Origin of the sequence: Pseudomonas sp. Nvir (assembly GCF_963778085.1) — a bacterium.
GTDB lineage: Bacteria > Pseudomonadota > Gammaproteobacteria > Pseudomonadales > Pseudomonadaceae > Aquipseudomonas > Aquipseudomonas juntendi.
The window spans coordinates 3,134,247-3,160,033 of record NZ_OY970405.1 but is presented as its reverse complement, the minus strand read 5'-3'; the positions used below and the strand labels follow the sequence as shown (position 1 = coordinate 3,160,033).

23 protein-coding genes are annotated in these 25,787 nt (G+C 63.9%); 14 read left to right on the top strand and 9 right to left on the bottom strand.

Features of this window, described 5'->3' with window-relative positions; translation table 11 throughout:
- Positions 1-23 precede the first annotated feature (23 nt).
- Entirely contained in the window at positions 24-1,295 is a 1,272-nt protein-coding gene (locus AACG97_RS15205) for a tyrosine-type recombinase/integrase (RefSeq protein WP_197884940.1), read from the bottom strand.
- A 151-nt stretch (positions 1,296-1,446) separates the two neighbouring features.
- Entirely contained in the window at positions 1,447-2,361 is a 915-nt protein-coding gene (locus tag AACG97_RS15200; RefSeq protein WP_029884809.1) for a LysR family transcriptional regulator, read from the bottom strand.
- A gap of 206 nt (positions 2,362-2,567) precedes the next feature.
- Here AACG97_RS15200 and AACG97_RS15195 point away from each other — a divergent pair, with 206 nt between their 5' ends.
- The 14 genes from AACG97_RS15195 (at position 2,568) to ureG (ending at position 17,838) form a co-directional block, all read left to right on the top strand.
- Entirely contained in the window at positions 2,568-3,590 is a 1,023-nt protein-coding gene (locus AACG97_RS15195) for a zinc-dependent alcohol dehydrogenase family protein (RefSeq protein WP_054881113.1), read from the top strand.
- A 483-nt stretch (positions 3,591-4,073) separates the two neighbouring features.
- Positions 4,074-5,462: a hypothetical protein gene (locus AACG97_RS15190; RefSeq protein ID WP_182365298.1), complete on the top strand. Its 1,389-nt coding sequence runs from the start codon at positions 4,074-4,076 to the stop codon at positions 5,460-5,462.
- A complete protein-coding gene (locus AACG97_RS15185) occupies positions 5,462-6,823 on the top strand; it encodes an aminotransferase class I/II-fold pyridoxal phosphate-dependent enzyme (protein ID WP_047149897.1) in 1,362 nt (453 codons plus the stop codon). The genes AACG97_RS15190 and AACG97_RS15185 overlap by 1 nt, the downstream gene beginning before the upstream one ends.
- 125 nt (positions 6,824-6,948) lie before the next feature.
- Positions 6,949-8,598 (top strand): VRR-NUC domain-containing protein, encoded by a 1,650-nt coding sequence (locus AACG97_RS15180; RefSeq protein WP_054912295.1) that lies wholly within the window; start codon positions 6,949-6,951, stop codon positions 8,596-8,598.
- A complete protein-coding gene (locus AACG97_RS15175) occupies positions 8,595-10,862 on the top strand; it encodes an ATP-dependent DNA helicase (RefSeq protein ID WP_125854285.1) in 2,268 nt (755 codons plus the stop codon). The genes AACG97_RS15180 and AACG97_RS15175 overlap by 4 nt, the downstream gene beginning before the upstream one ends.
- Positions 10,863-11,104: 242 nt before the next feature.
- On the top strand, positions 11,105-12,019 hold the full coding sequence (locus AACG97_RS15170; RefSeq protein WP_009685465.1) for a site-specific integrase: 915 nt from the start codon (positions 11,105-11,107) through the stop codon (positions 12,017-12,019).
- A gap of 255 nt (positions 12,020-12,274) precedes the next feature.
- Complete coding sequence (locus tag AACG97_RS15165) at positions 12,275-13,108, top strand: urease accessory protein UreD (RefSeq protein ID WP_009685464.1); 834 nt, start codon at positions 12,275-12,277, stop codon at positions 13,106-13,108.
- A gap of 9 nt (positions 13,109-13,117) precedes the next feature.
- Complete coding sequence (locus tag AACG97_RS15160) at positions 13,118-13,420, top strand: urease subunit gamma (protein ID WP_009685463.1); 303 nt, start codon at positions 13,118-13,120, stop codon at positions 13,418-13,420.
- A gap of 19 nt (positions 13,421-13,439) precedes the next feature.
- A complete protein-coding gene (locus AACG97_RS15155; RefSeq protein WP_009685462.1) occupies positions 13,440-13,757 on the top strand; it encodes an urease subunit beta in 318 nt (105 codons plus the stop codon).
- The gene (gene ureC / locus AACG97_RS15150) at positions 13,754-15,457 is read left to right on the top strand and encodes an urease subunit alpha (RefSeq protein ID WP_197884945.1); all 1,704 of its coding nucleotides are present in this window, start codon (positions 13,754-13,756) and stop codon (positions 15,455-15,457) included. The genes AACG97_RS15155 and ureC overlap by 4 nt, the downstream gene beginning before the upstream one ends.
- 10 nt (positions 15,458-15,467) lie before the next feature.
- Positions 15,468-15,965, top strand: a complete 498-nt coding sequence (gene ureE, locus AACG97_RS15145) for an urease accessory protein UreE (RefSeq protein ID WP_197884946.1) — start codon at positions 15,468-15,470, stop codon at positions 15,963-15,965.
- An 18-nt stretch (positions 15,966-15,983) separates the two neighbouring features.
- On the top strand, positions 15,984-16,529 hold the full coding sequence (locus tag AACG97_RS15140; protein ID WP_115294286.1) for a HupE/UreJ family protein: 546 nt from the start codon (positions 15,984-15,986) through the stop codon (positions 16,527-16,529).
- Positions 16,529-17,203 (top strand): urease accessory protein UreF, encoded by a 675-nt coding sequence (locus AACG97_RS15135; protein WP_009685458.1) that lies wholly within the window; start codon positions 16,529-16,531, stop codon positions 17,201-17,203. The genes AACG97_RS15140 and AACG97_RS15135 overlap by 1 nt, the downstream gene beginning before the upstream one ends.
- 11 nt (positions 17,204-17,214) lie before the next feature.
- Complete coding sequence (gene ureG / locus AACG97_RS15130; protein ID WP_009685457.1) at positions 17,215-17,838, top strand: urease accessory protein UreG; 624 nt, start codon at positions 17,215-17,217, stop codon at positions 17,836-17,838.
- Positions 17,839-17,892: 54 nt separating this feature from the next.
- Here ureG and AACG97_RS15125 read toward each other — a convergent pair whose 3' ends face one another.
- The 7 genes from AACG97_RS15125 to AACG97_RS15095 all read right to left on the bottom strand — a co-directional run bounded on the left by AACG97_RS15125 (position 17,893) and on the right by AACG97_RS15095 (position 25,577).
- The gene (locus AACG97_RS15125; RefSeq protein ID WP_225786218.1) at positions 17,893-20,094 is read right to left on the bottom strand and encodes an LTA synthase family protein; all 2,202 of its coding nucleotides are present in this window, start codon (positions 20,092-20,094) and stop codon (positions 17,893-17,895) included.
- Positions 20,095-20,229: 135 nt separating this feature from the next.
- On the bottom strand, positions 20,230-21,510 hold the full coding sequence (locus AACG97_RS15120; RefSeq protein ID WP_029884820.1) for a hypothetical protein: 1,281 nt from the start codon (positions 21,508-21,510) through the stop codon (positions 20,230-20,232).
- Positions 21,511-21,556: 46 nt separating this feature from the next.
- On the bottom strand, positions 21,557-22,309 hold the full coding sequence (locus tag AACG97_RS15115; protein ID WP_009685454.1) for a hypothetical protein: 753 nt from the start codon (positions 22,307-22,309) through the stop codon (positions 21,557-21,559).
- A gap of 45 nt (positions 22,310-22,354) precedes the next feature.
- Entirely contained in the window at positions 22,355-23,035 is a 681-nt protein-coding gene (locus tag AACG97_RS15110; RefSeq protein WP_009685453.1) for a C39 family peptidase, read from the bottom strand.
- Positions 23,036-23,096: 61 nt separating this feature from the next.
- Complete coding sequence (locus AACG97_RS15105; RefSeq protein WP_232555067.1) at positions 23,097-24,545, bottom strand: heme utilization protein; 1,449 nt, start codon at positions 24,543-24,545, stop codon at positions 23,097-23,099.
- Between the two features lie 50 nt (positions 24,546-24,595).
- Positions 24,596-25,174 (bottom strand): hypothetical protein, encoded by a 579-nt coding sequence (locus AACG97_RS15100; RefSeq protein ID WP_009685451.1) that lies wholly within the window; start codon positions 25,172-25,174, stop codon positions 24,596-24,598.
- A gap of 1 nt (position 25,175) precedes the next feature.
- Entirely contained in the window at positions 25,176-25,577 is a 402-nt protein-coding gene (locus AACG97_RS15095; protein WP_104148483.1) for a hypothetical protein, read from the bottom strand.
- Positions 25,578-25,787: the final 210 nt, after the last annotated feature.

Sequence of the window (25,787 nt, the reverse complement as noted above, 5' to 3'; positions counted from 1 at the left end):
TAGGATCTGTACTTTCCCGACAACTATTCTGCTATTGCATGTTTGGAATTTTTTCGGAGCCGATCGAGGTAGTCCGCCCAATGCTGCGCCGCTTCTCGTCGTTGCGGCAGCAACTGCGCGCGCGCATACACTGCGCCCAGAGCGCCTGGCATACGGTGGGAAAGTGACAACTCCAGCACAATCGGATCGATGCCCAAATGCTCGTGAGCGATAGTACGGTAGGTGGCGCGGAAACCGTGTGCAGTGATGCGGTATTCCGGCCAGATCCGCTGGTAGGCCTTGGCCAGGGATGTGGCGTCAACTGGATAGCCTGGGTAGACCGGCGATACAAAGACCCAGCCATTGCCCGCTTCATCCACCACCCGCCGCTCATGTAGTTCACTCAACAACACAAGGGCTTGCTCCGGCAGTGGCACGATGTGTTTGCTCTTATCCAGATGGCGTGTTTTCCCTACTACATAGCGCCAGTCGGCGCTGACCAGATCGATGTCTTCCCAACGCATCTTCACCAGCTCGCCGGGGCGAACCGGCAGCATGACCAGCAAGCGCATCGCAGTGCTCACGCTGCTCGGGCTGAGCTCATCCAGACGAAGCAGAAGGTGACCCAAATCGGCTGGTCGTTCGATCGCTGGATTACTGGTCACCACATGGCGAACCTTGAGCTCTTCGGTGTTGCTCAGGGCCACGTTACGCTCTACCCAGCCACGACCCTCAGCGAAACCGAGCACGGCACGGATGATGGTACGCACGCGCTTGGCCATGGCCAGTGTGCGTGCTCGGCGCAGGTTAGCGATGATCTCGATGATGTGGTCCAGTTTGATCTCGCTGACGGGAATAGTGCCGATGGTGGGCAGGATGTGATTATTCAAAGCGCCGCGAAAGCCCGCGAGGGATTTGCTTACGAGGTCGTGCGACTTGAAGGCCATCCACTGTTCGGCGACGTAACTGAATGTGCGCTCCTCATTAAGTAGTTGATCGGCGATTTTCTTGCGTTTGGCCTTCAGCGGGGCGACGTGATGAGCTACGTTCTGGCGCGCGGCTCGGGCCAAGTCGCGCGCGTCTTTCAAGCCAATGTCGGGATAACGGCCGATCGCGTACACGTTTTCCTTGCCGTTCAGGCGATACCTCATCCGCCAGTATTTTGCGGCAGGCTTGTTCGACTTCTGCGAGGCCTGAACATGCAGGTAAAGACCGGGTACCTCGCCGTCGGCGTACTTGCCGGGTTCAGCAATGGCACGTAAGAAGGCGTCGCTGAGTTTACGCCGCAATGCAGGCGTGGGGAGGGAAGTCGTCATGTGCGGGTACTTTTTTTCGAAATGGAAAAAGTACCCAAAAATATACCCGCAGGCGCATTGGAAATGAGCGGAATGCGACGGACGGTCTTGGATGTAAAATCAGATTAAGACACTGATTTTATTGGTATTTACGGATCTAGGTGGAAGTCAGTCACAAGCTATCGGGATCCCCGAAGAACATCTGTATCCTTGACCGCAGCCAGCGCTCCGCCGGGTCGTTATCCTGCGCGCCACGCCAGGCCATGTGCAGCTCGAAACTACGTACCGGTATCGGCAAGTCCTCCGCCCGCAACCCGCCGGCAGCCGTCAGCGCATCGGCGGTGTAGTCCGGTACCGTCGCCACGATATCGGTCCCCGCCAGCAAGCTCCCCAACCCGTTGAATTGCGGTACCGCCAGCACGACATGGCGCTTGCGACCCAGCTCGTCAAGCGCCTCGTCGATAAAGCCGGACAAGTCCCCGGCAAACGACACCAATGCATGTGGCCGCGCGCAGAAGTCGTCCAGGGTGATGCTGCCAGGCACGCTGTCGGCGCGCAGCAGTTTCGGCGCGCTGCGGCGCAGCACCTTGCGCTTGGCGTTGGCGGGCAGTTCGCTGGTGTAGCTGACGCCCACCGAGATTTCCCCTGAGGCCAGCAGGGTCGGCATCAGCAGGTAGTTCACCCGGCGCACCACCAGCACGATGCCAGGGGCCTCGGCGCGAATGCGCTTGAGCAGTTGCGGCAGCAGGGCGAATTCGGCGTCGTCCGACAGGCCGATGCGGAATACGGCATTGCTGGTGGCAGGGTCGAATTCGGCTGCGCGGCTGACCGCGGTGGAAATCGAATCCAGTGCGGGCGACAACAGCGCGAAGATCTCGTGAGCCCGTGCCGAGGGCTCCATGCTGCGGCCAGTGCGTACGAACAACGGGTCGTCGAACAGGTTGCGCAGGCGCGACAAGGCCGCGCTGATGGCCGGCTGGCCGAGGAACAGTTTTTCCGCTGCACGGGTCACGCTGCGCTCGTGCATCAGCGTTTCGAACACAATCAGCAAGTTGAGGTCTACACGACGCAGGTCGTTTCGATTCATCGGTGCGCTTCGCCTGAAGGGGGGCAGGGGTGAATCTTAAGGCCAAAGGCTGTTACCCTGCACGGCTTTACGGGAGCCAATTGCAGGGAATGTCAGGTGCCCAATCGATGACAGGCATGTCGACTATTAATGACCACTGGTGGTCTAACTGCAGAAGCCCGGATAGAGTCAGTGGTAATTAGAGGTTCACAAAGGCGAGGTTTGCGATGTCCCGCATGATCCGTTTCCACAAGTTCGGCGCTGCCGATGTCCTCCGTTGCGAGGAGCAGGCCGAACCGTCTCCCGCTGCCGACGAAGTGCAAATTCGCGTCGAGGCGGTTGGCGTCAGCTGGTATGACGTGCTCTGGCGGCAGAACCTGGCGCCCTCGCAGGCACGCCTGCCGGCCGGTATCGGCCATGAGATGGCCGGTGTGGTGACGGCGGTCGGTGAAGGGATCGAAGACATTGCCGTGGGTGACCGGGTCGCCAGTTTTCCCGCTACCAGCGCCAATGACCACCCGGTATACGGGGATGTCATCGTGCTGCCACGGACCGCGATCACACGCTATCCGCAGGTGCTTACCCCGATCGAGGCCAGCGTGCACTATACGCCGCTGCTGATTGCCTATTTCGCCTACGTGGACCTGGCACGGGCCAAGGCCGGGCAGACTGCCCTGGTCACCGACGCCAGCCACTGTGCTGGCCCCGCTTTCGTGCAGTTGGGCAAGGCGCTGGGGCTTAAAGTGTTCGCCGCCACCAAGGATGCCGAGCAGCGTGACTACCTGCTGGGCCTGGGCGCCGACAAGGTGATCGTCACCGAAGAGCAGGACCTGTTGATGCAGGTCGGCAAGTACACCGATGGGCGCGGCGTGGACATGGTTCTGGACGGCATGGGCGGGCCGCAGATGTCGTTGCTGGGCGATGTGCTGGCACCGCGGGGCAGCCTGGTACTGTATGGCCTGCAAGGCGGCAACCAGACGCCGTTCCCAGCCTGCGCGGCCTTCCAGAAGAACATCCAGTTCTACGTGCACTGCATTGGTAACTTCACTGGCAAGCCGGAACTGGGTATCAGCCAGGACCAGGTGGCGCTGCAGCGTGCCTTGCGTGACATCAACCAGTTCACCGCCGACCAGTTGCTGACCCCGCAGATCATCAAGGTGTACCCGTTCGAGCAGGTGGTGGAGGCGCATCGCTACATGGACCAGTGCCCCTGCGGTGGGCGCGTGGTGTTGGATATGGCGCAGCATTGACCACTGCAGTTCACCGTGAACCCGGGCCAGCCCCGGGTTTTTTGTGCGCGGAATAAAGTAACGTCATCGTTAAAGTGGGAATATTCCTACAATAAAAGACGAAGCGGACTACATATAATTCATTAATTAAATGCCAATGGAAACATGCCGCCAATCATTTGCGGTTGCATGTGCGTGGTTAGAGGGTCAAGGTGAATTTGGCGCTTTGCTGAATGGTTTTTTTACCGTGATCTGTATCTTCAATTCGCTTCGCATCACTCGATAATGGCGCAATGATACTTTGTGCAAGGAGTAAGGGATGCGTACGGCTAGGCCTGAATCAGAGCATTGCAGGGGTGAATTCTTCTCCATGGCCTGGCGACAGTGAAGGCTCACGTCACTTTATTCAATTGTAGGAAGTTTCTTCTGTAAAAGCCTGGCGCAGTGTAAGCCTGAACAACTTGCTTGAGCGTGCGCCGGCGACTTGAAGTGGTGAGGTGATCCGTGACTGCTATTCACGACCAGGCAATGCATTATATCTACCAGCAAGTACTCGAACGCTTGCTCGCCCATATGTCACAGGCGCAACGGGCCTCCTTGCAGTTGTTGATACAACGTTTATTGGTAGCCGCAGGCGGGCCTGAATATATCGGCACCTTTCGCCTGCAGGTATTGCAAGGCAGTGACCGCCAGGGTGCGCGGCTGCTGGCGATGTTGCGTGCTGCGCAGCTGAGCATCGCCATGCGTGCACCGGTTACTTTTCAACTGCGCGTGCTGGTGGTGAGCTTGCCGGTGGCCGGCAGCCCTACGCTGCAAGGGCTCGATCAAGGCTTCAGTGCGCTGTTCATGCAGGATGACCCGCGGGTGCAACTGCAAATGATCGAGGGGCGCGAAGTGGTGCCGTTCAGTTGCCGCCCCCGTGTGGCGTCCGAGCGCTGGTTGCCGACCAGGGAAGCGCTGCTGATGTTTGGCCACCTGATCGATGCCAGGCCAGAAGCGTTGCTGGGTAGCCGCCTGCACCTGGAACTGGCGGCGGCCGTTAGCTTCGCGCTGCAGGCTCAGGCACCCGCCGACGCAATGGTCACCGCCTTGCCCGCAGGGCAGCGCCGCCGCTACCTGGCGTGGGCGCTGCGTAGCCAGCGCCTGGCGGGGCAACGTGGCCCTTACCTGGCCCACCATTGCCTGTCGACGCTGGCCGAGGGCCTGGCGCGCTTGCAAGGGGCCACGGGGCTGGCGCCCGGCAACCCGGCGGATCAGCCTGCGGGGGCCGCGCTCAAGGGGGGGCCGGTGCGGTTGATAGCCATTGATGACCTGCTGCCGCCGTTGCTGGGCGGGCAGCAGTTGGATGCCATGCTGGGCTGGCACTTCGCGGCGGGCGAGACGGCCTGCTCGCCGTTGGCCGCGTTCGTCGACCCATTGGCCTTGGCCCAGTTGCAGGAACTGCGGGCCCGCAGCCTGGAGCCTCAGGCCACCCGGCCGCCCTTGAGGCTGGCGGGGGCGCCGGGCGACAGCAAGCCTGCCGACGAACCTGTGCTGCAGTTTGGCAAGGCCTATGGCCTCAGCCAGGCCCAACTGGAATGCCTGCTCTGCAAGCCGTTCGCCAGGCAGGGCAAGAACCTCGAGCGTTTTCTGCGCGCTCGCCATGCCGACATGCTGGTGGCGTTGCCTTACCTGCACCGGGCCATGCAAGGCAAACCTTGCCCTGCGGCGGTCAAAGCCTGGCTGGTGAACACCAGTGGGCTATCACTGGCGCAACTGCGGGCAGTCTACGGCGGTAAGATGCCGCTACCTGCGTGGCGCCTGCTCAGTGCGTTGGCGCGCCGCGACGCGCACTTGCGGCTGTTACCGCGCCACGCCGCTGAACGGCGGCACAGCCCCGCGAGGCAACCTTGATGGCGCGAACAGCGGCCGGCGAGTTCGCTTATCGGCGGGTCTACCGCTACCTGGAAGCGTTGATTGGCCAGGCGACGGCTGGTGGTCCGAACCGGCTGCCGTCCTTGCGTGAGCTGTCGCGGCGGCTGCGGGTATCGCTGGCAACGGTGCAGAGCGCCTACAGCCTGCTGGAGGAGGAGGGTCGCGTGCACTGCCTGCCACGCTCGGGCTATTTCGTTCGCCTGGCTGACCTGCAGCAAGGTGGCATGCCCCGGCAGGCGCCCCAGCTTGCACAACCGTTGCTGGAGCGCGCCTTGTTCACCCACGAGCGGCGCCTGGCCCGCCAGCGCGAGCGCGGCGCTGGCCCTTGGGAAGTGCAGGGCAGTGCGCGCCTGCGCGACGCGCTGGCGGAGCGATACACCCGTTGCTCGCGCCAGTACTGGCGGGCCGATGACGTTCAGGTGGCCCCGGATGTTCCGGCGTTGCTGGAAACGCTGCTTGCAGCGCTGGCCCTGCAAAGCGGCACCACGGTGCTGGTACAGTCGCCCTGTTGCGGGCACGTGCTGCGTGCTTTGGCGCGCGCTGGCATGCGGGTGTTGGAGGTGCCACCCGATCCACGTGGCAACCCGGACCTGCAGGCCGTGGCCAGGCTGTTGGGCTGCGAGCCGGTCCGTCTGCTGGTGATGCCGTCCTGCCTTGGCCTGCCGCAAGGGCGGCTGGTCTCCCTGCATTATCAGCAGCAGCTTGGCCTGCTGTTGAGCCAGCACAGCGTATGGCTGCTGGAGAACGACCTGGACAGCGAGCTTTGCTACAGCGGCCCACCCGCGACCCGCCTGCGCGATTGGGTCGATCCGCGCAGGTTGATGATCATGGGGGCGTTCGAGGCTGCAGTAGGGCCCGAAGCGCCGTATGCCTACGTACTGAGCCTGGATACCGCCCTGGCCAAGGCGTTCTGCGAGCGGGCGTTCCGCCTTGCGCCGCTGCGGCTGCTGGCGCTGGCCCACCTGTTGGCCAAGGGCGATATCGAAGCGCAACTGGTGGCGTTGCGCAGCAACCTGCAGCAGCGCACGCAAAACCTCGCCTGCGCGCTGACCGCGCAGTTTGCCCAGCGGGTGGTGCTGGAGCCCCCGCAAGGCGGGCGCATGCTGTGGGTGCGCTTCGAGCAGCCGCTGGCCTGGGATGCCATTGCTACGGCCTTGGCAGGTTGCGCATTGCATGCATTGCCGGGGGAACAGTTCAGCTTGCACGGCCGCTACCGGCAGCACCTGGCGCTGATGTGGCTGGGCGACTGCCCAGGCGACCTGCAACAAGCCGTGCAGCGCCTGGCCCAGGCCCTGGAACTTCGCCGCAGGCGGGTGCGGCGGTTCCCCCCTGAATCATAGGGCACTGCATGCCCAAGGGCGCGTTCGCGGCCGTTCTTGCAGAGGCGAGCTGACCCACGGCACTTGCCAGGCCCCTGGGTCTGTATGTATAACCAGTGCCTTGTTCCCGCTACCTGACCCAGTCCGTGATTGCCCACTCCGTCGACGACCCGTTCTATTACCTGCACAACTTCCGCCAGGTACTGCTGTGGGTCGAACAGCGCTACCAGGACCTGCTCGATGAACAGGAACTGGCGTTCATCCATGCCTTCGGCCAACTGAGCGCGCCAGCCCAGGCCTTGATGGTGCGCATGGTAATGCGCAAGGGCGAATTGTTTCGCAGCGACCGCCTCGTCTATGAGGAAATAGGCGACACCGAACTCGCCCTGCAGCCACTCAAGGCCCTGGGCTGGGTCCGCGAGCCCGAGCAACTGCACTTGGAGCAACTGTTCGCCTTGCTGCGCAAAGACGAACTGGCGTGCTGTTTCGCCGCCCAATTGAGCCGCCCGCGTGCCGCCAAGCATGACTTGCTGGCCCAGCTGCAGCCACTGCAACTGGCCGCCCGGTCTCTGGCCGAGTGGTACCCGGGCAGTGAGTTGCGCATCTTGCAGTGGTGCCTGCAACCGCTCTGCGACCGCATGCGGCTGCTGTTCTTCGGCAACCTCTACCAGGACTGGTCAGAGTTCGTGCTTGCCGACCTGGGGCTGCTGCGCTACGAGCAGGTGCCCTTCAGCGCCGATTCGCGTGCCCTGCAGCAACGCGCCGATATCGACCTGGCCATGGTGCTGCATGAGTGTGCCGAGCGCCTGGAGCAGGGCGAACACCCTCAGTCGGTAATCACGGCAATACAGCACCTGCACTGCGACAACCCTTGGCTGGCCCGGCGCCGTGCGCGGTTGCAGTTCGCCCTGGGCCAGCAATGCGAGCGCCTGGGTGACTGGGACCAGGCCATGGCGGTTTATGCGCAGTGCAGCCATGCCCAGGCGCGTATTCGCCAGGTGCGGGTGCTGGAGCGCAGCGAACGTTGGCCGCAGGCCCATGCCCTGGCGTTGCAACTGGCAGCGGCACCGGCCAATGCACTGGAGGTCCAGGCGCTGGAGCGTATGTTGCCACGCCTGGCGCGCAAGCTGGGTGGCCCGCCACAGCGCCGCCAGCGCGTGGCGCCGCTGGCACTGATCGAACTGGAATTGCCCCGTGAGCACGCCGCGCTAGGCGTTGAAGAGGCCGTGCGCCAGCACCTGGCCGCCGAGGGCGGGCAAGCCCATTATGTGGAGAACACGCTGTTCAACAGCCTGTTTGGCCTGCTGTGCTGGGAGGCGATCTTCGCCCCTGTGCCTGGCGCGTTCTTCAACCCGTTCCAGGCCGCGCCGCAGGACCTGCACGACAGCGACTTCCAGCAGCGCCGTAGTGCCCTGTTCGAGCAATGCCTGGCGCGGCTCGACGATGGTAGCCACCACCAGGCGATCCTGGATTGCTATGCAGCCAAACACGGGCTGCAGTCACCGTTCGTGTTCTGGTCGATGCTCAGCGAGGCGCTGCTGCAGCAGGCCCTGGCCTGCCTGCCGGCTGCGCAGTTGAAGCACTGCTTCGTGCGCCTGCTGCAGGACATTCGCAGCAACCGTGCGGGCATGCCCGACCTTATCCAGTTCTGGCCCGAGCAGGGGCGTTATCGCATGGTCGAGGTCAAAGGCCCCGGTGACCGCCTGCAGGACAACCAGTTGCGCTGGCTGGCATTCTGCCAGGAGCACGGCCTGCCCGTCGCGGTCTGCCATGTGCGTTGGAGTGACGCCGCTTGAGCTACAGCGTGGCGGTGCGTGCCTTGTGCGAGTTCAGTGCCAAGGTCGGCGACCTCGACCTGCGCTTCACGCCGTCGCCCACCGCCCAGGAGGGCATCGAGGGCCACCAGCGGGTAGTGGCCCGGCGTGCGGCCGGCTACGAGTCGGAAATTACCCTCGAGGGCCAGTTCGAAGGCCTTCGGGTGCGGGGGCGTGCTGACGGTTACGACCCTGCCTGCAACCGGCTGGAAGAGATCAAGACCCACCGTGGCGACCTGGCCCGGCAACCAGCCAACCACCGCCAGCTGCACTGGGCGCAGGCCAAGGTGTACGGCTGGCTGATGTGCCAGGCCCGGCAACTGGCGAGCATCGAGGTGGCTTTGGTGTACCTGGACGTCGACAGCGATAGTCAGACCCTGTTCAGTGAGCACTGCACGGCCGCCGAGTTGCAGGCATTCTTCCAGGTTCAGTGCCAGCGCTTTCTGGGCTGGGCCCAGTTCCAGCAGCAGCGCCTTTGCGAACGTGACCACGGCCTTCAGGCGCTGCGCTTTCCCTACCCAGCGTTCCGCCAAGGCCAACGGCAACTGGCAGAAACCCTGTACAAGGCGGTGAGCACTGGCCGTTGCCTGATGGCCCAGGCCAGCACGGGCATCGGCAAGACCCTGGGCACCTTGTTTCCGTTGCTCAAAGCCATGGCGCCCCAGCAACTGGACAAACTGTTCTTTCTCACGGCCAAGACCCCGGGCCGGGCGCTGGCCCTGGATGCCATGCGCCAGATCACCACGGGCGATACCCAGCCTGGGTTACGCACCCTGGAACTGATCGCTCGCGACAAAGCCTGCGAGTACCCGGATAAAGCCTGCCATGGCGAGTCCTGCCCGCTGGCGGCCGGCTTCTACGACCGCTTGCCGGCCGCGCGCACGGCCGCTGCGGCCGTGCCGATGCTGGACCGTACCCAGCTGCGCGAAGTGGCCTTGGCGCATCAGGTGTGCCCGTACTACCTGGGCCAGGAGATGGCCCGCTGGGCCGACGTTCTGGTTGCCGATTACAACTATTACTTCGACGCCCACGCCTTGCTGTTCGGGCTGACACAGCTCAACCAGTGGCGGGTCGCGGTTCTGGTCGACGAGGCTCACAACCTGGTCGAGCGCGGGCGGGGCATGTACAGCGCCAGCCTCGATCAGGGGCAGTTGCTGGCGTTGCGCCAAAGCAAACCCCATGGGCTGGGCAGTGCGCTGGACCGCCTGAACCGCCAGTGGAACGCCCTGTACAAAGAGCAACGGGCACCGTACCAGGCCAGCGAAGCGCTGCCGCATGACCTTTTGCGCGCCCTGCAGCAGTGTATCGGGCTGATCCAGGAGCAGATGAACCAGGCGCCCACGCACATCGACCCGCAGGTGCTGCAGTTCTTCTACCAGGCCTTGCAGTTCAGCCGGGTAGCCGAACTTTTCGACGAGCATTTCCTGTTCGATATCAGCCAGCGCCAAGGGCCGCGCAAGCGCCGGCTGGCGACCTTGTGCCTGCGCAATGTCACCCCGGCACGGCTGCTGGCACCGCGCATGCGTGCGGCGCGCAGTGTCACCCTGTTCTCTGCCACGCTGAGCCCGCGGCAGTTCTACAGCGACCTGCTGGGCATGCCGGCCGATACGGCGTGGCTGGAAGTGGCAGCGCCGTTTCGTGCCGAACAACTGCAGGTGCGCATTGCCAGCCAGGTGTCTACCCGGTACCAGCAGCGCCAGGCTTCGCTGGCACCGATCGTAGAGTTGATTGCCCGGCAGTATGAGCGCCAGCCGGGTAATTACCTGGCGTTCTTCAGCAGTTTCGAGTACCTGCAGCAGGTCGCCGGGCTGCTGGCCGAGCGCTACGCGCAGATCCCATTGTGGGCCCAGGCCCCGGGCATGGACGAAGCGGCGCGGCAGGCGTTCCTCGACCGCTTTGTCGCCGACGGCCAAGGCATCGGCTTTGCCGTGCTGGGTGGTGCGTTCGGTGAAGGGGTGGACTTGCCGGGCACCCGCCTGATCGGCGCCTTCGTCGCCACGCTCGGGCTGCCCCAGGTCAACCCGGTCAACGAGCAGTTCAAGCAGCGCCTGGGTCGGCAATTTGGCGCGGGTTTCGATTATGCCTATCTCTACCCCGGGGTGCGCAAAGTGATCCAGGCAGCGGGGAGGGTGATCCGGGGGGACCAGGACCGTGGCGTACTGGTATTGATCGATGAGCGTTTCGCCGAGCCGAGGGTGCAGCAGATGTTCCCGGGCTGGTGGCCGCAAGGCGAGCAGTGTACCTGACCGCTGCGTTGAGCACCTGGCACTGCGCAGGCAGGCCCAAGGTCGTTCAGGGGGCTCGATTGGGGTAAGATCACCTTCCATGCCTGATGCAAAGTCCTTGTATATCAAGGTGATGGCACTGTCTTGGGCCAGAATGGCCCGACCGTTAGTTTGTCATGCAGACTCGCCGGCATGCCGTTTTGATCTGCTCCAGCGTCGGCCCGCTGTGCTGCCGGCCAACGCCCCGCTACAGGATTCACGTTTTGTCCGACCTCTCGAAAAATCCGCTGCTGCAGTACATGGCCCGCCTGGCCCCATCCAGCCAGCAAACCATGCGCTACATCCTTCAGGACGCCGCCGACCGCTTGGGGTTCGTCGACTGCAATATCGTCGACGTTCCCTGGCATCGGCTCGAGCCCGGCCATGTGATCGCTCTGGTGGCCGCCCTGCGGGCCGATGGTTACGCGCCCAACAGCTCTTCGCTGTACGTCAACGCCATCCGTGGGGTGATGAACGAGGCCTGGCGCCAGGGCCTGATCGACCACGAGCAGTTGCTACGCATCCGCGAGGTCAAGCCGGCAACCGGCACCCGCCTGCCGCCCGGGCGCAACCTGCGGCGTAGCCTGATTCGCGAACTGATGGACGTGTGCGCTGCCGACCCGCGGCCGCAAGGGGTGCGCGATGCGGCGATCATTGCCTTGCTGTATGGCACAGGCATGCGCAAGTCGGAATCGGTCGACATCGACCTTGCCCAGGTTGATTTCGCCGCGCGCAGCCTGCAAGTGGTGGGCAAGGGCAACCACCAGTTGATCAAGTACGCGCCGCCCTGGGCGTTCGAGAAGCTGCAGGCGTGGCTCGACCTGCGTCGCCAGGCCCTGCCGGCCGGTGTCGAAGACGACCCGTTCCTGTTCAACCGCATCCGCCGCGGCAACCACATCACCCGGGCGCGTATCACCAAGCATGCCATCTACTACATCGCCCGCCAGCGCGGGGCGCAGGTGGGGGTCAAGATCATGCCGCACGACTTCCGCCGCGCGTTCATCACCCGGGTGATCGAGGAGCATGACCTGTCGATTGCGCAAAAGCTGGCACACCATGCCAATATCCAGACCACGGCCATCTACGACCGGCGTGACGACAACGAACGCCGCCGTGCGGTAGACCGTTTCGACTACTGAGCGCCGACCAGCGTAGGCCTCGCCAGCACCGAAACAGGGCCTGGGCACGCCCCCGCTTTGTGCGGCCCCCGCGGCGGTGCCCGATGGCGGAGCGAGCGGTAAAAATAATTCATCTGCCTTCACCTGCGGAGTTGGCCCGCAACCTGCTATATCCAGCCTGCGAATTTGATCGAGTGGTCAGGCCGTGCGCACTAACCGGCGCCCGCCGCTGACCCTCTTACCGGCCAGCAGGCCACGAATTTCAGGGGCCGCAGGATGTCGCTCGCGGAGCAGATCGAACACCACCAAGACGATGCAGGCTGGAGCGCCCACCTGCAATTGCGCTTTGTCCAGCGTGCGGGCACGACCCGCCTTGGTGCATGGAAACATTTCGGACCTCTTTTGGTGCAGCGCCCGTTCTATCCGGAAGGTGCACCCTGCCATGTGTATGTACTGCACCCGCCGGGTGGCATCGTTGCCGGCGATCGTCTGGAGCTCGACATTCAGCTGGAAGCTGGCAGCCACGCCCTGCTGACCATGCCCGGTGCCAGCAAGTTTTACCGCAGCATCGGCCCGACCGCACGGCTGACCCAGCGCTTCCACCTGGCCGCTGGCAGCACCCTGGAATGGTTGCCCCAAGACAGCATTTTCTTCTCCGGTGCCCGTGCCAGGCTCGCCAGCCACTTCACCCTTGAGCCCGGCGCCCGGTTGCTGGCCTGGGAAACGCTGTGCCTGGGCCGCCCGGTGATGCTCGAACGGTTCGACCAGGGTGCCCTCGACAGCCTGTTGCACATCACCCTGGCCGGCGAAACGGGCCTGCATGAGCGCCTGCGTATCGAAGGCGGCCAGCTGGGCAAGCTCGGTGGCCACCCACTGCTAGCCACCTTCTGTGCCGCGCCGGCCGATCAGGCATTGCTGGAGCAGGTAAGGCCCATGCTCGATGAGCTGGGCACCCCTGCCGGCGCGACGCTGCTCGGTTCGCTGCTGGTGATCCGCCTGCTCGACCATGACAACCAACAATTGCAACGCACCCTGCAACGCCTGTGGCATGTGCTGCGCCCGGCCGTTCTCGGCCTGCCTGCCTGCCCGCCACGTATCTGGGCCACCTGAGAGAGCGCCATGGAGCTGACCCCAAGAGAGAAAGACAAACTGCTGCTGTTCACTGCCGCCTTGTTGGCAGAACGGCGCCTGGCCCGTGGCCTGAAACTCAACTACCCGGAGGCCGTAGCGCTGATCAGCGCCGCCGTGCTGGAAGGGGCCCGTGATGGGCGCACCGTCGCTGAGCTGATGAGCATGGGCCGCGAGGTGTTGAGCCGTGACCAGGTCATGCCTGGCATCGCCGAGATGCTTCACGACGTACAGGTCGAAGCGACCTTTCCGGATGGCACCAAGTTGGTGACCGTGCATGACCCGATCGTCTGAACCTGCCGAGGAACGCCGCATGATCCCAGGTGAAATCCAGGTCGCCGCTGGCGACATCGAATTGAACAGTGGCCGCGCCACGGTCAGTGTCAGCGTAGCCAACCATGGCGACCGCCCGGTGCAGGTCGGCTCGCATTACCACTTCTACGAAGTCAACGAGGCGCTGGTGTTCGAGCGCGGGCCAACCCTGGGCTTTCGCCTGGATATCCCGGCCGGCACTGCCGTGCGCTTCGAGCCGGGCCAGGCCCGTACCGTGCAACTGGTGGCCTACGCTGGCAAGCGCGAAGTCTACGGCTTTCAGGGCAAGGTGATGGGCGCACTGGAGGGCAGGGCATGAGCCGAATTTCCCGCCAGGCCTATGCCGACATGTTCGGCCCTACCGTGGGTGACCGTGTGCGCTTGGCCGACACGGCATTGTGGGTCGAAGTAGAGAAGGACTACACCGTTTACGGCGAAGAAGTGAAGTTCGGCGGCGGCAAGGTCATCCGCGATGGCATGGGGCAGGGCCAGATGCTGGCCGCCGAGGCCATGGACCTGGTGTTGACCAACGCGTTGATCATCGACCACTGGGGTATCGTCAAGGCCGATATCGGCATCAAGCACGGGCGTATTGCCGTGATCGGCAAGGCCGGCAACCCCGACGTGCAACCAGGCGTCAACATACCCGTAGGGCCAGGCACCGAAGTGATCGCCGCCGAGGGCAAGATCGTCACTGCCGGGGGGGTCGACTCGCACATCCATTTCATCTGCCCGCAGCAGGTGGACGAGGCGCTCAACAGCGGTGTAACCACCTTCATCGGTGGCGGCACTGGCCCGGCTACCGGAACCAACGCCACCACCTGCACCCCGGGCCCGTGGTACCTGGCGCGCATGCTGCAGGCTGCCGACAGCCTGCCGATCAACATCGGTTTGCTGGGCAAGGGCAACGCCTCGCGCCCTGAAGCGTTGCGCGAGCAGATCGCTGCCGGGGCGGTCGGGCTCAAGCTGCACGAGGACTGGGGCTCGACACCGGCGGCCATCGACTGTTGCCTGGGCGTAGCCGAAGAAATGGATATCCAGGTGGCGATCCATACCGACACACTCAACGAATCGGGCTGTATCGAAGACACGCTGGCGGCGATCGGTGACCGCACCATCCACACCTTCCACACCGAAGGTGCCGGTGGCGGCCATGCCCCCGACATCATCCGTGCGGCCGGGCAGGCAAACGTGCTGCCGTCCTCGACCAACCCGACACTGCCGTACACCATCAACACGGTGGACGAGCACCTGGACATGCTCATGGTCTGCCACCACCTGGACCCAAGCATTGCCGAGGACGTGGCGTTTGCCGAGTCGCGCATCCGCCGTGAAACCATCGCTGCCGAGGACATCCTCCACGACATGGGCGCTTTCGCCATGACCTCGTCCGACTCCCAGGCCATGGGCCGGGTGGGCGAGGTGGTGCTGCGCACCTGGCAAGTGGCGCACCAGATGAAGCTGCGCCGTGGCCCACTGGCACCGGATACCCACTACAGCGACAACTTCCGGGTCAAGCGCTACATCGCCAAATACACCATCAACCCGGCGCTCACCCATGGCATCGGCCACGAGGTGGGCTCGGTCGAAGTGGGCAAGCTGGCAGACCTGGTGCTGTGGTCGCCGGCATTTTTCGCGGTCAAGCCCGCCTTGGTACTGAAGGGCGGCATGATCGTCACCGCGCCCGTGGGCGATATCAACGGGTCCATCCCTACGCCCCAGCCGGTGCATTACCGCCCGATGTTCGGCGCGTTGGGCGCAGCCCGCCATGCCACGCGCATGACCTTCCTGCCCAAGGCCGCCATGGACCGTGGCCTGGTCGAGCAATTGAACCTGCGCAGCCTGATCGGCGTGGTGGACGGGTGCCGCCGGGTGCGCAAGCCGGACATGGTCCACAACACCCTGCAACCGCTGATCGAGGTCGACGCGCAAACCTACCAGGTGCGTGCCGATGGCGAGCTGCTGGTCTGCGAACCGGCCAGTGAACTGCCGCTGGCCCAGCGCTATTTCCTGTTCTGAAGGAGCACCGATGATTGTCTTGACCCAGCGGATTACCGAACCCGGCGCACGTGCTGTCACGGGTACCGTCACCCTCGATGTGGACAGCCGCATCAAGAGTCGCCTGCGGGTGACGCTGGACGATGGCCGCGAAGCCGGCCTGATGCTGGAGCGTGGCCACCTGCTGCGTGGCGGCGAGCTGTTGGCTGATGCCGAGGGCACCCAGCTGATCCGCGTGCTGGCAGCGCCCGAGGCGGTGTCCACCGTGCGCTGTGCCGACCCGCACCTGCTGGCGCGCGCGGCCTACCACCTGGGCAACCGCCATGTCCCGCTGCAGATCGAGCCCGGCCTGTTGCGCTTCCAGCACGACCATGTGCTGGACGAGATGCTGCGTGGCCTGGGCCTGACTGTCGAGGCCGAGCAGGCCCCGTTCGAGCCCGAAGCGGGCGCTTACCAAAGTGCGTCACACAGCCACAGCCACGCTCACGGCCACGATCACCCGTTCGTGCGCTTGCCTGCCCATTCCTGAACTGCCCTGGAGCAACCGATGAAAAAGACTTTCGCCCTGTTTCTGCTGATGCTGGCCGTGCCGGCTTTCGCCCACCCCGGGCATGACAGCAACCCCTTGCATGACGGCCTTCTGCACCCGCTGACCGGGCTCGACCACCTGCTGATGCTGCTGGGCACCGGCGTACTGGCGGCGCTGACCCGGCGCAACCTGACTTTGCCACTGGCGACCCTGGTCGCGATGTTCGGCGGGGCGGTATGTGGGCATCTGTTCGGGGACGTGCTGGGCATGGAAACGCTGATCGCTGTGTCGCTGCTGGTGGCCGCAGGTGCCGTGCTGCTGCCTGGCCGGCAACAGCTGCTGGCCTTGGCGATGCCGGTGTTCGCGCTGTTCCATGGCTGGGCGCATGGCGTCGAGGCCACGCCAAGCGCGTTCTGGCAGTTCAGCGCCGGCTTTGTCACGGTCAGCGGGCTGTTGCTGGCCGCCGGCTTTGCGGTCGGTTGCCTGCTGCGCCGCCATGCTGGCCTGCAAAAAGCTTTCGGCGGTGGCCTGCTGGCCGGCGCCGCGCTGGTACTGGCCGGCTGATGAACAGCGATCTGGCGTTGCTGCGCCTGCTGCAACTGGCCAGCCCAGGCCTGCCGGTAGGTGGCTTCACCTATTCACAGGGCCTGGAGTGGGCCGTGGAGGCGGGCTGGGTAAGGGATGTGCACGGGTTCACTGCGTGGCAGCGTGAGCAGTTGCACGACACCCTGGTCGGCCTGGACTGGCCGGTGCTCGCCCGCTTGTACCAGGCCTGCCAGGCCGAGGATGCGCAGGCCTTCGCTCATTGGAGCCGCTTTTTGCTGGCCAACCGTGAAACCGCCGAGCTGCGCCTGGAAGAACAGCAGCGCGGGGCGGCCCTGGCACGGCTACTCGACGGCTGGCAGCTGGGCCAGGCGCCGGCGTGGCGTACCAGCCTCGAGCTGACCCAGTTGGGCGGCATGGCCTGGTTGGCTGTGCACTGGGCCATCCCCTTGCGCCAACTGGCCCTGGGGCATGGCTTTGCCTGGCTGGAGGGCGCGGTCATGGCCGGTGTCAAGTTGGTGCCGTTCGGCCAGCAGGCGGCCCAGACCCTGCTGCGTGACCTGGCCACCGATTTGCCCGCAGCCATCGACCAGGCCCTGACCCTGGGCGACGACCAGCTCGGGGGTGGCCTGCCGTTGCTGGCCATTGCCTCATCGCGTCACGAAACCCAATACACCCGTTTGTTCCGTTCTTGAGGACTGCCTGCATGCATAGCTATCAACAACCCCTGCGCGTCGGTGTCGGCGGCCCGGTCGGCTCCGGCAAGACCGCACTGCTCGAAGCCCTGTGCAAAGCCATGCGCGATCACTACCAGATTGCCGTGGTCACCAACGACATCTACACCAAGGAAGACCAGCGCATCCTCACCGAAGCCGGCGCGCTGGAGCCGGAGCGCATCGTCGGGGTGGAAACCGGCGGCTGCCCGCACACGGCGATTCGCGAAGACGCCTCCATGAACCTGGCGGCGGTCGAGGCGCTGGCGCGCAAGTTCGGCAACCTCGAAGTCATTTTCGTGGAAAGTGGCGGTGACAACCTCAGCGCCACATTCAGCCCGGAGCTGGCCGACCTGACCATCTACGTGATCGACGTAGCCGAGGGCGAGAAGATTCCGCGCAAGGGTGGCCCGGGCATCACCAAGTCCGACTTTCTGGTGATCAACAAGACAGACCTGGCACCGTATGTGGGGGCTTCGCTGGAGGTGATGGAGCGCGATACCCAGCGCATGCGCCCACAGCGCCCATGGACCTTCAGCAACCTGAAGAAAGGTGAGGGGCTGCAGGCAGTGATCGATTTCATTGTCGAACGCGGAATGCTGGGTGTGCGCGGTTAAACCGCCGCGCACACCCGCGTAGGCGGTGCCACGCACCGCAGAGCTGTCGCCTGTTCAGCCAGAATGGGCGATAGGCTCGTCACCCAGTTCCTCGGCTGCCTCTTCATCGCCAGGCAGCGCGGTTATCACGCTGAAGTCGCTGACTTCCACCTGGCCGCCGCCATAACCCAGCAAGTGGAAGGAAAACGCCTTGCGATCGGTCGGGTTGTCGAAGCGGAAGTCCATCTCCAGTGGCTGATCGGTGGTGACTTGCACCTCGGCAGGCAGGCCCAGCGGTACGTCCTGTTCCAGTTGCTTGGCCTTGAGCTGGATATAGGCCACGTGCCTCGGGTCCAGCGAGCGGACCTTGATGCGTACCCGGGTACGCGAGCCCCCTGGCATTTCCAGGTACTGGGCACCGATCAGGTTGTCGGCCCAATCATCCTGAATGTGCTTGCGCAGCCTGATCGGCGCAGGGCCGCCAAACTGGTAGCGCAGGTTCAGCGGCGTCTGCAGCAGCGACTGGTCGAGCACGCCGGCCAGGGCACCGATCTGCTGCCCGAGCAGGTTGTCGCCGCTGCCAAGGTAGCGGGCCTGCCCGGCGATGAAGCCCTCACTGGCGTAGCGCCGGCACCGTTGTTGAAAATCGCACTCGGTAAACACCCCTTGGCCATTGTGGTAGCGCAGCATGCCGTTGGTGTAGGCGATCATTTCGCGGCCGGTGTCGTAGTCGCGGTACAGCGAGCGACCGCCCAGGGCCATGGGGATCGGCAGCGAGAAGTAGTCGAGCAGTGAAGCGGCAAGGTCGATGTGGCCATAAGTCCCTTGCTTGAGCCGTGGCAATTGGGCCTGCTCCGGGGCCAGGGTCAGGTTGAAGCCCCAGGAGGACGCCAGGCGCACACCGTCGATGCCATGCGACTCGTCGGAGGTCAGCACCACCAGCGTGTCCTTGAGTACCCCCTGGTGTTCGAGGCTGTCGAGGAACGCCGCAACCGCGTCGTCCAGGTAGGCCACTGCCGCCTGTTTCGGCGTGTCGAACCGTTCGAGGTACTCGGCCGGCGCGGAATAGGGCTGGTGGGTACCGACGGTCAGCAACGTGAGCATCCAGGGTTTGTCCTGCTGCTGCAAATGGCCCACGTAGCTCAAGGCGCCCTCGAAGAATGCGCGGTCATCCTTGCCCCAGGGGAAGTCCAGGTAGTTCTTGTTGGCAAACCACTCCAGGCCATGTACAGCCTCGAAACCGACATGCGGCATGATGCGGTCCTTGGCCATGAAGCGCAGGCCCGCACCTTGGAGGTAATGGGTGGTGAACCCGGCCTGGCGCAACTGCGCCGGCAGGCAGGCCTGGTTCCGTTCGTTCTGGGTCAGCAGCTCAACGCCCTTGGGGGTGCCGTTGGCCAGCTTGTCGTAGTCGCCACACAGCATGGCGTACAGCCCACGAATGGTCTGGTGGGTGTGCAGTACGTAGTCCGGGGTATTCATGCCGCGCTCGGCCCACCTGCTGAGCTTGGGCATGAGCTCTTCGTCGAAGGGGCTGTTCAACGCCTGACGGTTGGGCCGCAGGTAAGCGCCGGGGATGCCTTCCAGGGTGATCACCAGCAAATTGCGCGCACGGCCCGGGCCGTCCAGCAGTCGTTGCCCGTGCAGGTCGGATTGTGTCAGGCCAATGCTAGGCAGGGGGGTGAAGGGCTGGGAAGTGCCCAGCCACTCATCGGCCTGGCGCTGTACCTGGCCCACCCCGGCAGACAGCAACTGATGGCCCAGGTTGTATTGCCGCCACTGGTCGGCATCAGAAGGTGCCAGTTGCTGGCTGCCCCAATGGGCGCCGAACAGCACGACCGGGATGGCCCAGGCCTTGCGCGGCAGTGCCCGGCCGCGCTGTGCACGGCTGCGCCAGGCAAGCACCAGCCAGGCCAGCAGGCCGCCACCCATCAGCCAGGGCAGCCAGGCATGGGCCAGGCCGCCGCCGGTGGAGTTTTCCATGAACTGCGGGTCGGCCAGGTAGGCCAGGTCGGCGCTGGTTGGCAAACGGCCCACCGCGCTGACCAGTTCGGCCGAGGCGACCCACAGGGCCGCCCAGGCCAGCAACACCGGCAGCGCCAGCCACCACGGGCGGCGCTGCAGCAGTAACAGCAGCAGGCTGCCAAGGGCGAGGTCTGACAGGTAGCCCAGTGGGTTGGACCAACCCAGCATGGCGCGCGCACCCAGTGGGATCACCAACAGCAGGCCTGCCAGAGCGGCAAGCCGGGCCTGTGGGTGGTCGGACAGGTTCTTCACAAAAACTTCCCTTTTGCCATTGAATCGTCATGAAACTGTGCTGAATGATAACAGGCGGGCGGGCGGGAGGGCGGGCGCTACAAGGGTGGTTACCAAAGTCGGGCCCGTAGTCGCGGGCCCGGCTGATGGCATAGGTCAGAAGTAGTAGGGGAATTTCAGGCTGAAGGAAAAGTCCGGGGCGTCGTCGGTCAGTCCGATGGACAAGTTGGGCACGATGGTCAGGTTGTTGCTGGCGGCGAAGGTCAGGCCGATGTTGAAGTTGGCGGCGTTGTAGTCACTGTTGGAAATCGACTGCCAGTCACCGCCATCCGGTTTGATCTTGCTCTTGCGGGCAAACTGGTCCGACACCGAGAACGACATGCTCATCTTCTCGTTGAGCGCGAACGCGATGCCCCCGCCGATTTGCCAGGAGTCGCCAAGCTTGACGTCGCCCGGAACCTTGCTGTTGACCTGCGGGCTGATGTCGCTGAACGAGTCCTGCATGTTGTAGGTGTAGGACAGGCTGCCGAACAGCACGGCCGGGTCAAAGGTCTTGACCAGCGAGATGCCTGGGGTGATCGACCACACGCCGTTGCCCGTCGGCAGGCTGTCCGGTACCGCCAGGTTGTTGTTGCCGTCCACCTCGCGCAGCTTGATGCCATAAGGGTCCTTGCCGGTCGGCGCCTTGACCCGCAGGGTGGCCACGGCATCCGGCCAGGTTTCGTCTTCGTCGAGGAACTTGTAGGCCACGCCAACGTTGATATCGCCGATTTCCGGGTCACGCGTGACGGTGGCATCGGAGGTGGCCGCGCCCGAGCCGCCGGCACCGCCGGACGAGTAGGTGGATTCGCGGTACACCACCGGCACGTTGATGTCGAACTGCCAACGTTGCGCCAGGTTGTAGCGCGCGGTCATGTCCAAGGTCCAGTTGTCGGCCTTGATGCGGTCGAGGTTGATGCTGCCCAGGAAAATCGAGTCCAGCGCCAGGAACCCGTTGAGGGTCAGTGCACGGGTGTCGTAGTGGGTATAGGTCAGGCCGGTCTCGAAGCTGAACTTGCCGCCACCGAAGAAGCCGCTGGCCTCGTCATACAGGTTGGACACGCTCTGCGCCGGCTCCGAGTCGGCAGCCAGGGCCTGGCCATAGGAACTGCCGGTGGTGCCAGGGGCGCCGGACGCTACCGTCTGGCCACCCTTCACGCCTTCGGCAGGCGACTTGACCAGCCGTTTGGGTGGGGCCGCCGCCGGGGCTTCTTCAACCTGGCGCACGCGTTGTTCCAGCACCATCAACGCTTGCTGCTGGGCCTCATACCGGCGCTTGAGTTCGGTCAGTTCCTGCTTCAGTGCCTCGACCTGCGGGTCGGCAGCGGCATACAGCAATGTGGCCGGGGCCAGGGTAGTCAGACAAACAAAAGCCTTGAGCGTAAAAGATCGGTGCATGGAGTTGCCGTCCCTTCCAACTACTTTTGATGAGACTGAGCGTAGATCAGTATCCGAAAGTGCGAAGGCCTTTGAGCTGATCGAGGCTGCCATTGAGCGAAGCCGCTGTCGGCACGCTCTCGCGCATGACCACGTTGAGGGAGGTGACATTGCTGACCAGGTTGCCGTTGCCCAGCAGCGTGGTGTTCTGCATCAGGCCGCCCTGGGCCAGGCGTTGCATGCTGCTGCCCTGGTTGTTGCTGGCGTTGATGTTCAGCTGCACGCCCACGCCGCTGGCCGAGACACTCAGCGAACCGGCGCCGTTTTCTGCATTTACGGTCTGGCCTGCGGCCAGCGCCTGGCCCTGCTGTTGCACCACCGGTGCCTGGTTGGCCTTGGTGACGTTGATGTCGACGTTGTTGTATGCGCCGTTGTTATCACCGGCGGCGCGCACTACCTGGGTGACGCCCTCGCTGGTGGCCAGCCCGGCACCGCCGGTCACGCTGCCGGTCCCGGGCGCAGCGGCCGCCCCAGCCGCGCTGCCGGTGCCTTTTTCATTGATCGTCGACACATAGAATTGTGGCTTGATTGTCGACGCTTGCACCTGCAGGCTGCTGCTGGCGCCAATCACGTCGCCTTTGGCATTTTGCCAGGTGCTGCTCATGACGATGCCGAAGCTCACGATGCGCCCCGGCATCACGTAGCGACCACGCAAAGTTGCCAGTTCCTGGTCCTTCAGTTCGATGGGTTTGAACGTTTCTGCATGAACCGGCAGGCTGGCAGCCAGGCAGGCCAATGCCAGCAGGAAGGGGTTGTTCATGGCGGGCTCCCGGGAGCGTCATGCTCCTTATCATTGGACGTATCGTTAGAAGAAGTCGCTTTTGATGAAGCCAAAGTCCAGCAGCTCTGCGTCCTGCACCGGGGTGAAGTTGTTCACTCGACCCTTGGCGGTCAGCGGCAGAGGCGGGTCGAGCAAGACATTGTTCTTGTCATAACCCTGGCCGATCACGGCGAAGATGATGCCGTTCCAGCCCTTGAGGAAGTCGTCTACCTTGTAGCGCCTGTGGCCCAGCACCGGGTCACCGACATACACCCAGCCCTTGTCGACTTTCTGCATGACCACGAAGTGCTTGTAGCCACGCACATCCATCAACACCACCACCGGAATGCGCACGCTGTGCAGGGTATCGGGCGCTACACGGTAGCCGCGGGCACGCATGCCCAGGCTTTCCACGTAGCGCTTCATGTCGAGCATCGAAAAGCCCTGGGTGCGCACCAGGTCCTGGTCGGCGTGGGCCAGCATGCCTTCGATGATCTGGTGTTCGTCCACATCCAGCCAGTAGGCCTGGCGCAGGATGGTCGCCAGGGCAGCAGCACCGCAGCTGAAGTCGGTTTTCTGTTGCACCAGGTCGGCGAACTTGCGCTCGCGCACGCTTTGCAGGGGTTTGAACACCACGGCGCCGCCCGGCAATACCGCCAGCGGCATTTGTGCAGCTTCGCTCACGCTGGCCAGGCACAGTAAAAACGCCAAGGCGATAATGCGCATGATCGGATGCCTTCTTGTTCTGTTGAAGAAAGGCCCCCCGAAGGGGGCCTTGATTGCAGCGTTAGAACGAGGTGTTGGAGATGGCCAGCGAGTTGCTCTGCTGGTTGCCTACACCGGCGGCCACGTTCACGCCCAGGTTGCCGCTGCCACCGTTGACCGAACCGCTAAGGGTTGCAGTGTTGGTAACAGGGTTGGCCCAGCCGGTCGGGGTCAGCACTTGGAAGGACACGGTATTGCTCAAGTCGTAAGCACTGCTTTCGCTGTAGCTCTTGGCGACGTCGTTGGAGGACTGATGCGATTGCTCGCCAGACTTGGAGAAGTCAGAGGCGGAAGCATTTTCGTACGAGGACTCATGAGACTTGGTGTACGAAGAATCGCGCGACTTGTCGTAGGAGGACTGGTGCGACTTGTCGTAGTTCGAGTCGAATGCCTTCTCGAAGGACGAGTCATAGGCACTTTCGTGCGACTTGTCGATCGAGGCGTTCAGCGAGGCGTTCAGCGAACCATCGAAGCTGCTGGTGCGCGAGCGTTCGCGGCGGCCGTCGTCGGTGGTGACCGTGCGGGTCGCGTCGGCTGCTGCAGCCAGGCTGGCGTTCAGGCTGGCACTGCTGGACGAGCTGTTGGAACCGCTGGCCGAACCGTTCATGCCCCAGCTGTTGGAACCGCTGGCGCTGGCACTGTTGGAGCCACTGGCGTTGGCGCTGCTCGAACCGCTGGAGTTCCAGCCGCTGGAGCCGCTGTTGCTGGCGCTTTGCGAGCCGGCCACGCTGAAGCTCGACGACGCGCTGCGGTCATCGCTCGAGTTGAAGGTGCCATCACGCGAGCTCGAGCCGCTGGCCGAAGTGGTGAAGGTCAGCGTGTCTACCCGGTAGGTGCGGTCGGCGCCGTTGTTCACCGTCAGGCCTGGGCCGGACTGGTTGGCGGAGGCGGTCGCCGTGGCGTTGCCCAATGGGGCGCCGGTGTTGGCGATGGCCATGGTGTTTTTCTGCTGGTTGAGGTCGCCACCGGCCACGTTGATGCCGATGTTGCCTTCAGCCCCGCTGGCCGAGCCGCTCATCAGCGCCGACGATTGCGTCGAGTAGTTGTCTACCCGGTTGCTGCGGCTGGTTTGCACCACGTCGGCCGTGGCGTTGGCCATGCCGAACACGAAGCTGTTGTCCAGGCTCGATTCGGAGCCGGCGTTGGCGATGGCTGCAGCGTTGTCCTGCTGGTTGCCGTTACCGGCCGCGACGTTGATGCCGACGTTGCCGCTGGAGCCGGTGCCCGAGTCGCTCATCTCGGCTTCGTTGATGGTGCCTTGGTTGGTGATGCGGTTGTTGGTACTGGTTTGAGTGTCCCAGGCATTGGCGGTTGCATACACCGGGATCTTGGTGGCAGGAGGCGTGTGCTGGCCATTGTTGTTGCCATTATGGTAGTCACCGCGCCGGTCGTTTTGCCCAGCTTGTACAGCAACAGCCATGACCGCAGCAATTGCGAAAACCAGAGGCTTGATTGCCATCGAGGGTTTCATGGTGATTCTCCGTACTCTAGTAGGTTAAGTGTCGTTCTTAACTGAAAGGGTCAGTCCGCGACCCGGATGCTCAAGGTGTTGGCCATGCGGTTTCCCACCCCGGCACTCTGGTTCAACTGGATCACCCCACGGCTACCGGTGAAGGCCTGGTCACTGGTGGTGACCTGGCGATAGCCGGCTGGGATATCCGTTGCTCCGGAGTTGTTGTGCAGCGTCACGTTCTGTTGCATGAGGACGCTGTCGTCGATGCTTTGCGGTTGTGCGCCAATGCTGATGCGCATGGCATTGGCTTGCTGGGTGTTGGCGCCTGCACTCTGGTTCACCCCCAGGGCGCCGCTGCCGTTACTGAAAGCGTTGCCCTGAATGGTCGCGCGGGCGTCCATCCTCGGGTCGGCGGGGGTGTTGAGCTGTTGGCGGATCTGGGTACTGGCGTTGGCCTCGGGGCCAACGGCGATGGCGCGGGCATTGGCCTGCTGCTGCTGGTCCCCGGCGGCCTGGTTGACGCTGAGGTTGCCTTGGTAGCGGCTGCCGGAACTGTCGATGTCAGCGTTGTTGATGACCGGAACGGGGGACTGGGCGAAGGCGGGCGCACTGCACACCGCAGCCAGCATCAGCAGCATGTACTTCATCTCACTTGCCCCCGCCGGTCAGGATTTGCAGCGGCGCCAGGCCACGTTGCACGCTGGAGTTGACCATGTTGGCGATGCCGTTACCGGAACCACCGGTACCGCGGCCGCCGGCCAGGTTGGGCAACTGGTTCTGGTTGCCGAGGTTGCCGCCCAGGTTGTTGGTCTGCTGGGTGATCATGTTGCTGATGCCAGCGCCGCTGCTGATGGCGGCGAAGTCGCCGTCGCTCAGCTCGTTGGTCTGCTTGAGCACATAGGCAGAGGGGTTGGCGTTGACCGTGGTCGGATTGGGATCGGGCCGCAGGGGGGGAACGGTTGCGTTGCGCACCTGCACGTCGCGGGTGATGGTGATGATCCCCTTGTCGGCCTGCGCCGTCAGGCTCAGTGACCCCAGTACGCAGCCCATCAGCAAGGCGTGATAAAGGTGGTTGGCTGTTTTCCTCACGACGGCACTTCCTTCTTTGAGCGCTGGGCCTGATCAGCGATGCGAAGGACAGAGCAGAAGGTGTGCCGCTTTTTGAATTGGTATGAAAATCAGGCGCTTGGCGATGACAGCTAAGACGCAGGTGGGGTGTGGTGTGTCAGCCGTGAAACAGTTGCACACCGGCATGGCCGG